Annotated in this window: 6 protein-coding genes; 2 read left to right on the top strand and 4 right to left on the bottom strand. The window is 41.1% G+C overall.

What is annotated here, in order from left to right; genetic code table 11:
- Positions 1-92: 92 nt before the first annotated feature.
- The gene (locus ACTIEV_RS15220) at positions 93-473 is read right to left on the bottom strand and encodes an RDD family protein (protein WP_322194982.1); all 381 of its coding nucleotides are present in this window, start codon (positions 471-473) and stop codon (positions 93-95) included.
- A 173-nt stretch (positions 474-646) separates the two neighbouring features.
- Here ACTIEV_RS15220 and tyrS point away from each other — a divergent pair, with 173 nt between their 5' ends.
- Positions 647-1,930: a tyrosine--tRNA ligase gene (gene tyrS / locus ACTIEV_RS15215; protein ID WP_322194980.1), complete on the top strand. Its 1,284-nt coding sequence runs from the start codon at positions 647-649 to the stop codon at positions 1,928-1,930.
- Positions 1,931-2,067: 137 nt separating this feature from the next.
- Here tyrS and ACTIEV_RS15210 read toward each other — a convergent pair whose 3' ends face one another.
- From ACTIEV_RS15210 to ACTIEV_RS15200, 3 genes are all read right to left on the bottom strand, one after another.
- Complete coding sequence (locus ACTIEV_RS15210; protein ID WP_322194978.1) at positions 2,068-3,015, bottom strand: proline iminopeptidase-family hydrolase; 948 nt, start codon at positions 3,013-3,015, stop codon at positions 2,068-2,070.
- A 29-nt stretch (positions 3,016-3,044) separates the two neighbouring features.
- A complete protein-coding gene (locus ACTIEV_RS15205) occupies positions 3,045-3,725 on the bottom strand; it encodes an SGNH/GDSL hydrolase family protein (protein ID WP_322194976.1) in 681 nt (226 codons plus the stop codon).
- 137 nt (positions 3,726-3,862) lie between these two features.
- On the bottom strand, positions 3,863-4,753 hold the full coding sequence (locus tag ACTIEV_RS15200) for a cyanophycinase (protein ID WP_322194974.1): 891 nt from the start codon (positions 4,751-4,753) through the stop codon (positions 3,863-3,865).
- 128 nt (positions 4,754-4,881) lie between these two features.
- On the opposite strand from ACTIEV_RS15200, the gene cphA reads away from it, so the two are divergent.
- Positions 4,882-7,497 carry a cyanophycin synthetase gene (cphA, locus tag ACTIEV_RS15195; protein WP_322194972.1) on the top strand — a complete coding sequence of 872 codons (2,616 nt, stop codon included), beginning with the start codon at positions 4,882-4,884 and terminating at the stop codon, positions 7,495-7,497.
- Positions 7,498-7,589: the final 92 nt, after the last annotated feature.

Raw genomic sequence — 7,589 nt, 5'->3', positions numbered from 1 at the left:
TGTCTGGTAACTCTTAAACTATTTTGAGGGCTCACTTATTTTATATATACCTAACTAGCAACTTGGGTTAATTAATACCTAGCACCTTGCACCTATTCACTACTCACTACTTCCGTCCCACTCACCCAATCGTGCAGTGGTTTACCTATAATAGGAATGAAAAAAAGATCGATCACGGTAATTCTTGCCAGACTGCGTATCAGTATTCGCCAGAAAGCGGCTCTTTTACCTTCTTGATTGACCACTTTAGAGTAACTCAGCCATTTGGCCGGACTCCTTTGAAATATGATCTCAAAAAAACTGTAGTAAAGAAACAATACCCCAAAAAAGATCCAACCAAAGTTCAAATAAGGATAACCCCAGTAACGAACGTAGAATGTCCAGCCTTTATTAAAGCCGATAGCCAAAAATAAAATCAATAAAGTATCGATCACAAAATTCAAGGTACGGGTACCTTCTCCTACTTTTCGCATGGAGCAAAGATAATGAGGAATGGGTGTTGGGTACTAGGTACAAGGTGCTAGGTGCTAGTATAAAATTTTTAGCCCACAAATTATCGCCCAGTACCTAGTACCCAGCACCCACCAACAAAAAACTCACTACTCACAACTCACTACTCACTATTTTTGCCGCAAATCAACATAAGATGACATTAATTGAGGAACTGCGCTGGAGAGGTATGATTCAGGATATTATGCCCGGCACTGAGGAATTATTGAATAAGGAAATGGTTTCCGGATATATTGGCTTTGACCCAACATCAGATAGTTTACATATTGGCAGTTTGGTTCCTATTTTATTATTGGTTCATTTACAACGTGCCGGACATAAACCCATGGCCTTAGTTGGAGGTGCTACCGGTATGATTGGTGACCCTACGGGTAAAAGTGAAGAAAGAAATCTATTGAGCGAAGAAATATTGGCTTTTAATCAGGAGGGGGTTCGCAGACAATTGGAAAAATTTCTGGATTTTGACCCAGCTAAAGCCAATGCAGCTGAAATGCTGAATAACTATGACTGGTTTAAGGGAATTAGCTTCTTGAATTTTATACGTGATGCCGGAAAACATATCACTGTTAACTACATGATGGCGAAAGACAGTGTGAAGAAAAGATTGGAAGGTGATACAGGAATGAGTTTTACTGAATTCACTTACCAATTAATTCAAGGGTATGATTTCTATTGGCTCTATCAAAATAAAAACTGCAAACTTCAAATGGGCGGAAGCGATCAGTGGGGAAATATTACCACTGGAACCGAACTCATTCGCAGAAAAGCAGGAGGTGAAGCATTTGCTTTTACTTGTCCGCTGATACGCAAAGCAGACGGTGGTAAATTTGGTAAAACAGAAAAAGGAAATGTATGGTTGGATCCTAAAAAAACTTCCCCATACCAGTTTTATCAGTTCTGGCTGAATGCCAGCGATGATGATGCTAAAACCTGGATCAAAATATTCACCCTATTACCTGTTGCAGAAATTGAGGCACTTATCAGTGCCCATGATGCCGCTCCTCATCAACGCGCACTCCAGAAAAAATTGGCGGAAGAGCTAACTTGTTTTGTACACAGCAAAGCGGATTATGATTTTGCGGTGAAAGCTTCTGAAATTCTTTTTGGTAATGCCACAACAGAAGTTTTACAAAGCTTGAGTGAAGAACAATTATTACAAGTAATGGAGGGTGTTCCTACAGTTGAGATCAACAAAACACAATTAGAAGCCGGCTATGATCTGGTTAGCTTCTTAGCTGAAACGAATATCTTCCCCAGCAAAGGCGAAGCACGTAAGATGTGGCAATCCGGTGGCGTAGGTTTGAATAAAGAAAAAATAGCTACAGAAAAAACAACACTCACAAGTTCCGACCTTCTACAGAATAAATACTTATTGATTCAAAAAGGGAAAAAGAATTACTTTTTGGTGAAAGTGGTGTAGTATGATGGGACGCAGATTTTTATGATTTATTATGATGAATCATAACTGATCATAAAAATCTGCGTCCCATCACAATCAAAATATTTGAAAACCTAAAGCTGCATTCATTTCTTTACACAGCAGTGTCTTTATTTAGTTTATAATTTTTTCCAAAAAGCTCTTAATACTTTCAGATCTGCTTCAATATGATCTGTCATGGTAGAATGTCCGGCATCAGGTATCTCTTCAAATACAGCCCCTTTCACCAATTGCTGGTAACTTTTCACAGTCGATGGGCGAGCAGCATCATATTGTCCTGTTGTGAATAGTACCGGCACTTTAATTGTTGACAAATCGGGCATACGATTATAATCTTTCAGATTTCCGTTTGCAACAAACTCTTCAGGTCCCCACATATGCCGATACACTTGTAAGGACTGTAATCGCAAAGAACTATCGACATAAGGTGATAATGGCTGTTTACGATTGTAAAAACTGTTATAATACAGTGTGAGCGCATTGGCCAATTCCAAAGAATCTTGTTTGTCTCCTTTTCGGAAATTTTGCAAAACAGTAGCCACATTGGGAGGCAATTGCATCATCAATGTATCTGCATCTGATATCCAATTGGCAACGCGTAAACATGGACTTGCTAATACGATGGATCGAATATTTTCAGGGTGCTGTAAATAAAAGTCCGTTGCCAACATGGTACCGAATGAATGTCCATAAAGATCAAAAGTTTCGATCTTCAATGCCTTCAATAAAGCAGATACTTGGTCAACATGCGCTTGCATATTCATCAAGCTGGTGTCAGTTAGTTGATCAGAGCGTCCACAACCCAATTGATCAAAAACGATTACAGTTCGCTCTTTCGATAAAGAATCAGCCAATGGTGTGAGGTAATAACTGGTGAAACCCGGACCACCATGTATCATCACAATCGGAACCCCTTCACCAGTACCCCAAACACGATACCATATTTTTCCACCTTTTACTTGTACAAATCCTTCATGAGGGGTAAGTACGGGTGTTGATGTTTTATTGGAACATGCAAACATCATTAGACTCAACGCCATCAAGCAATAAAAAATGAAACGTTTCATGAGCTTAGTTTAGATAAAATATGGACGGATTATTTGATCGTTTTTATCTTCTCCCACATCTGCTCTGCTACCAATTTATTTCCTGCATCATTCAAATGCACGCGATCATAGGTGAGTATTCTTGAATCTTGGTTATTTGGGTTATGGGTCTTACTATAATTTAAAAAAGCTGCACGCAGATCAACCAGTGGTAAATGATTGTCTGCTGCATAGTTCCTGATCCAGTTGCTGTAATGATTGAGTTCTCCATCTTGCTGATTGGTACCATCATATCTTTCACCGATCACTGCCGGTGTACATAAAATCACCTGAATACCTGAAGCTTTCATTTTATCTACAATGGCTTGATAGAATTTCCCGAACTTATCATAATCAGTACCCGTTCCCATCATACTCTTGTGCCATATATCATTCACACCAATATAGATGACTACAATATGTGGCTGCAATTTCAATACATCTTCCTCCATTCGTAAAAACAAATCGTACACTTTATTACCACTGATTCCTTTACCAACCAACTCATACTGGGTAGATTTATCTTCATTACGAATCATCTCTTCCAAGACGCGAATATATCCGTTCGACTTCACCCCCAACTCTGTAATAGAATCACCAAAAAATACAATCTTCTTTTTGCGATCAGAACGATAAGCAGACAATAGAAACATTGCAGCGATGAATAAAGTGAAGAGAATGAGTTTGTTCATGGGGTGATCGGGTTATCGGATGATCAGGTAATCAGGTTATCGGGTGTCAACATCTTTATTAGCTTTTATACAAACATCCCATCTGCCATGATCTATATGCTATACGCTATGGACTATGGACCATGGACTAAAAGCCCCTAATACACATCTGTCATAACAGGCGTAGTGCTAGTCCCCATTTGTTCTACGAAGGTTCTTTCTTCTACCAGGTATCCATTTCCTTTGGCGCAGAAATGTACTTTGAGGTTTTCAATGGTGATGGGGTTTCCTTCGGGGATATCGGCCATATTGCTGTGACGAATATCATGTCCATCCACAATGATCACAGGTCCACTACCGATGGCTTCCATTCGGTTGCCTTCTGTGATGAGCATGCCGGTATCTTCTCCCAATCCAATTCCAATACAAGATGGATTGGCAGCTACAGCTTGTGCCAATCTTGCAAAACGTCCGCGTTTTTCAAAGTGAGAATCGAAGATGACATTGTCCATAAATGCCAACCCGGTAGTGATCTTTACTTCTCCTTTCAAATGAGCGCGTGTGGCATTGCCTTCATAGATCATGGTATTGCTCATGGCCATGGCACCGGCAGAAGTACCAGCAATCACAAAACTTTCAGACTGATATCTTTCATGGATGGTCTTCAAAAAAACAGTTCCGCCAAAAATAGCGGAGAGTCTGAGTTGATTGCCTCCACTGAACATGACACCGGCGCATGTACGGATACGTTCTACATAATCAGCACGCATGGCATCTTCGCGATTGCGAATGTGTAAGAGTCCGATATCGGTACAACCAATTTTTCCAAAAGCATTCAGATAGTTCTCTCCCACTTCATATGGTATGGTAGAAGCCGTGGTGACCACTTCAATGCGAGAGTGAACACCTCCTATTTCTTCCACGATACGACGCAGAATACCTAATTCAAAAAAATTAAGATTATTACGGAGAAACTCCCCTTTTTCAAGATCAGTTCCTTTGTCTTCAGCTCCGCCTATAGCGATCAGTTTACCCTTCGGAATACGCATTCAGTAGAAATTCTTTCCAAACAAAAATAAGTGATTTCATCGGCTAAGGCTTATGCAAAAATGTACTATATTCATCATCCTCCCTAATGGGCATTTTCTGTGAATAAATAAGCAACCAAACCTACTGTATGAAAATTGAAGAGATCAAAATACTACGTGGACCCAATTATTGGAGTGTTCGTCGCCCCAAACTCATTCAGATGAAATTAGATCTGGAAGAACTGGAGCAAAGACCCACCAATACCATTGAAGGCTTTCGTGAACGCCTCAAAAAACTTTTTCCTTCCATGTACTCGCATCGCTGCAGTGTTGGCAAACCCGGTGGATTTTTTCAGCGAGTGGATGAAGGCACTTGGATGGGTCATGTCATAGAGCATATTGCGCTTGAATTACAAACATTGGCAGGTATGAATTGTGGATTTGGGAGAACAAGGGGCACCGGTAAAGAAGGTGAATACTATGTAGTCTTTAATTACATGGAAGAAGATGCCGGTGTGTATGCCGCCAAAGCATCTGTTCGTATTGCGCAGTCATTGGTGGATGCAAGCAGTTATGATCTGTCGGAAGATATCCAACGTTTACGTGAAATTCGAGAAGACACGCGTTTAGGACCTTCAACAGGATGTATTGTGGAAGAAGCCGCTAAACGTGGTATTCCTTATATCCGATTGAACAAACAGAGTCTTGTACAATTGGGATATGGTGTTCATCAGAAAAGAATCAGAGCCACCATTGCCAGTACTACTTCCAATATTGCCGTGGATATTGCCTGTGATAAAGAGGAAACCAAAAATTTACTGGAAGCTGCTGAAATACCTGTACCTAAAGGCACCGTCATTAGAACTGAAGTTGGACTGGAAGAAGCTGTTGCCAAATTTGGCTATCCATTGGTGATCAAACCGATTGACGGCAATCATGGAAAAGGTAATACGACCAATATTACCAACTGGGAGCAGGCACTCAGGGCATTTGAAGCTGCTAAGCAATACAGCAGATCTGTTATTGTAGAAAAATTTATCACCGGAGTCGATTTTCGAGTATTGGTGATCAACTACAAATTTGTTTGTGCGGCACTCAGAACACCTGCATCCGTCATTGGAGATGGTGTACATACGATTCAGTGGTTGATTGATGAAACCAATAAAGATCCGCGCCGAGGGTATGGACATGAGAAAGTATTGACACAGATCACCATCGATCAGTTCACACAAAAAATGCTGGATGAAAAGGGCTATACTTTAGAAACCATACCACCAAAAGATGAATTGGTATTACTGAAACCAACCGCCAACCTGAGTACCGGTGGCACTTCAACGGATGTAACGGATGAAGTGCATCCGGTAAATATTTTTCTGGCAGAAAGAATCGCCAAGATCATAGGACTGGATATCTGCGGCATTGATATCATGGCGCCTGATTTGCGTGCACCTATTTATGAAAATGGAGGTGCTGTTTTGGAAGTCAATGCAGCTCCCGGCTTCCGTATGCACATTGAACCTGCAGAAGGTTTGCCACGAAATGTGGCGGAGCCGGTGATCAATATGTTATTCCCCAAAGGTTCTGATGGTCGTATCCCGATTATTGCTGTTACAGGCACCAATGGTAAAACCACCACTACCCGACTCACCGCACATATCTGTAAAACAGCCGGACGAAAAGTGGGTTATACCACCAGTGATGGTGTATATATACAGAACCAATTGATGATGAAAGGTGATTGTACGGGACCATTAAGTGCACAATTTGTATTAAGAGATCCTACGATTGATTTTGCAGTACTGGAATGCGCTCGCGGTGGTTTATTGAAAGCCGGTTTGGCATTCCAAAACTGTAACGTTAGTATTGTTACGAATGTAACTGCCGACCATCTTGGTCTTGGTGGAATTGACTCATTGGAACAAATGGCTCGCGTAAAAGCCGTGATACCTGAAACCACTTTCAATCATGGTTTTGCGATTTTGAACGCAGATGATGATCTGGTGTACAATATGCACAAGGGACTCAGTTGTAATGTAGCTTATTTCAGCATGGATGAGATGAATCCGCGCATTCAGGAACATTGTAATAAAGGCGGATATGCAGTGGTCTTTGAAAATGGATATGTATCTATCCTCAAAGGCACTTGGAAGATTCGAGTAATTAAAGTGAGTGAGATCCCTATTACCTATGGCGGAAAAGCGGTACACAATATTATGAACACCCTTCCGGCAGTTTTGGCAACCTATCTTTTTAAAGACATCAGTATAGAAGATATTCGAACTGCCCTTACCACATTTGTTCCATCTCCTTCACAAACCCCGGGTAGACTGAACATGTTTGAATTCAAACATTTTAAGTTTCTGGTGGATTTTGCCCATAATCCGGCCGGACTGGAACTGCTTTGTGATTTTGTGGGAAAAATGGATGGTTCACCCAAAGTGGGTATTATCAGTGGTACCGGCGACCGGAGGGATGAAGATATCAGGGAATTGGGACGCATTTCCGGACGTAGTTTTGATGAGATCATCATCCGGCAGGATAAAAATCTGAGGGGTAGAACAGCGGAAGAAATTGTAAACCTGCTGGTAGAAGGCATCAATGATACCAAGGGGAAAGACATCCCGCTGACCATTATTTATAATGAAAAAGAGGCCATCATGCACGCCTATAACACTGCTAAACCCGGCTCACTGATCACGATTATGTGTGATGTGGTAGCGGAAGCGTTGGATTTGATCAAGGCGCTGAAAGAAACAGAGGAATAAGGAATAAGGAATGAGTGTCAATTACATAAAAAAGGTTGACCTTTTTTGTTATCTAATAACCATTGGGCATATTGGAGCCCGCGGTTCTGTGT

The organism is Sediminibacterium sp. (assembly GCF_051861365.1).
In the GTDB taxonomy this organism is placed as follows: domain Bacteria; phylum Bacteroidota; class Bacteroidia; order Chitinophagales; family Chitinophagaceae; genus Sediminibacterium.
Note: the sequence above shows the minus strand (reverse complement) of the source record. Positions and strands in the feature narration are given on the sequence as shown.

What these genes read in the sequence shown, in the direction of transcription:
- ACTIEV_RS15200 (WP_322194974.1), bottom strand. Translation starts at nt 4,753, where the DNA reads ATGCGTATTCCGAAGGGTAAACTGATCGCTATAGGCGGAGCTGAAGAC.
- ACTIEV_RS15220 (WP_322194982.1), bottom strand. Translation starts at nt 473, where the DNA reads ATGCGAAAAGTAGGAGAAGGTACCCGTACCTTGAATTTTGTGATCGAT.
- cphA (WP_322194972.1), top strand. Translation starts at nt 4,882, where the DNA reads ATGAAAATTGAAGAGATCAAAATACTACGTGGACCCAATTATTGGAGT.
- ACTIEV_RS15210 (WP_322194978.1), bottom strand. Translation starts at nt 3,015, where the DNA reads ATGAAACGTTTCATTTTTTATTGCTTGATGGCGTTGAGTCTAATGATG.
- ACTIEV_RS15205 (WP_322194976.1), bottom strand. Translation starts at nt 3,725, where the DNA reads ATGAACAAACTCATTCTCTTCACTTTATTCATCGCTGCAATGTTTCTA.
- tyrS (WP_322194980.1), top strand. Translation starts at nt 647, where the DNA reads ATGACATTAATTGAGGAACTGCGCTGGAGAGGTATGATTCAGGATATT.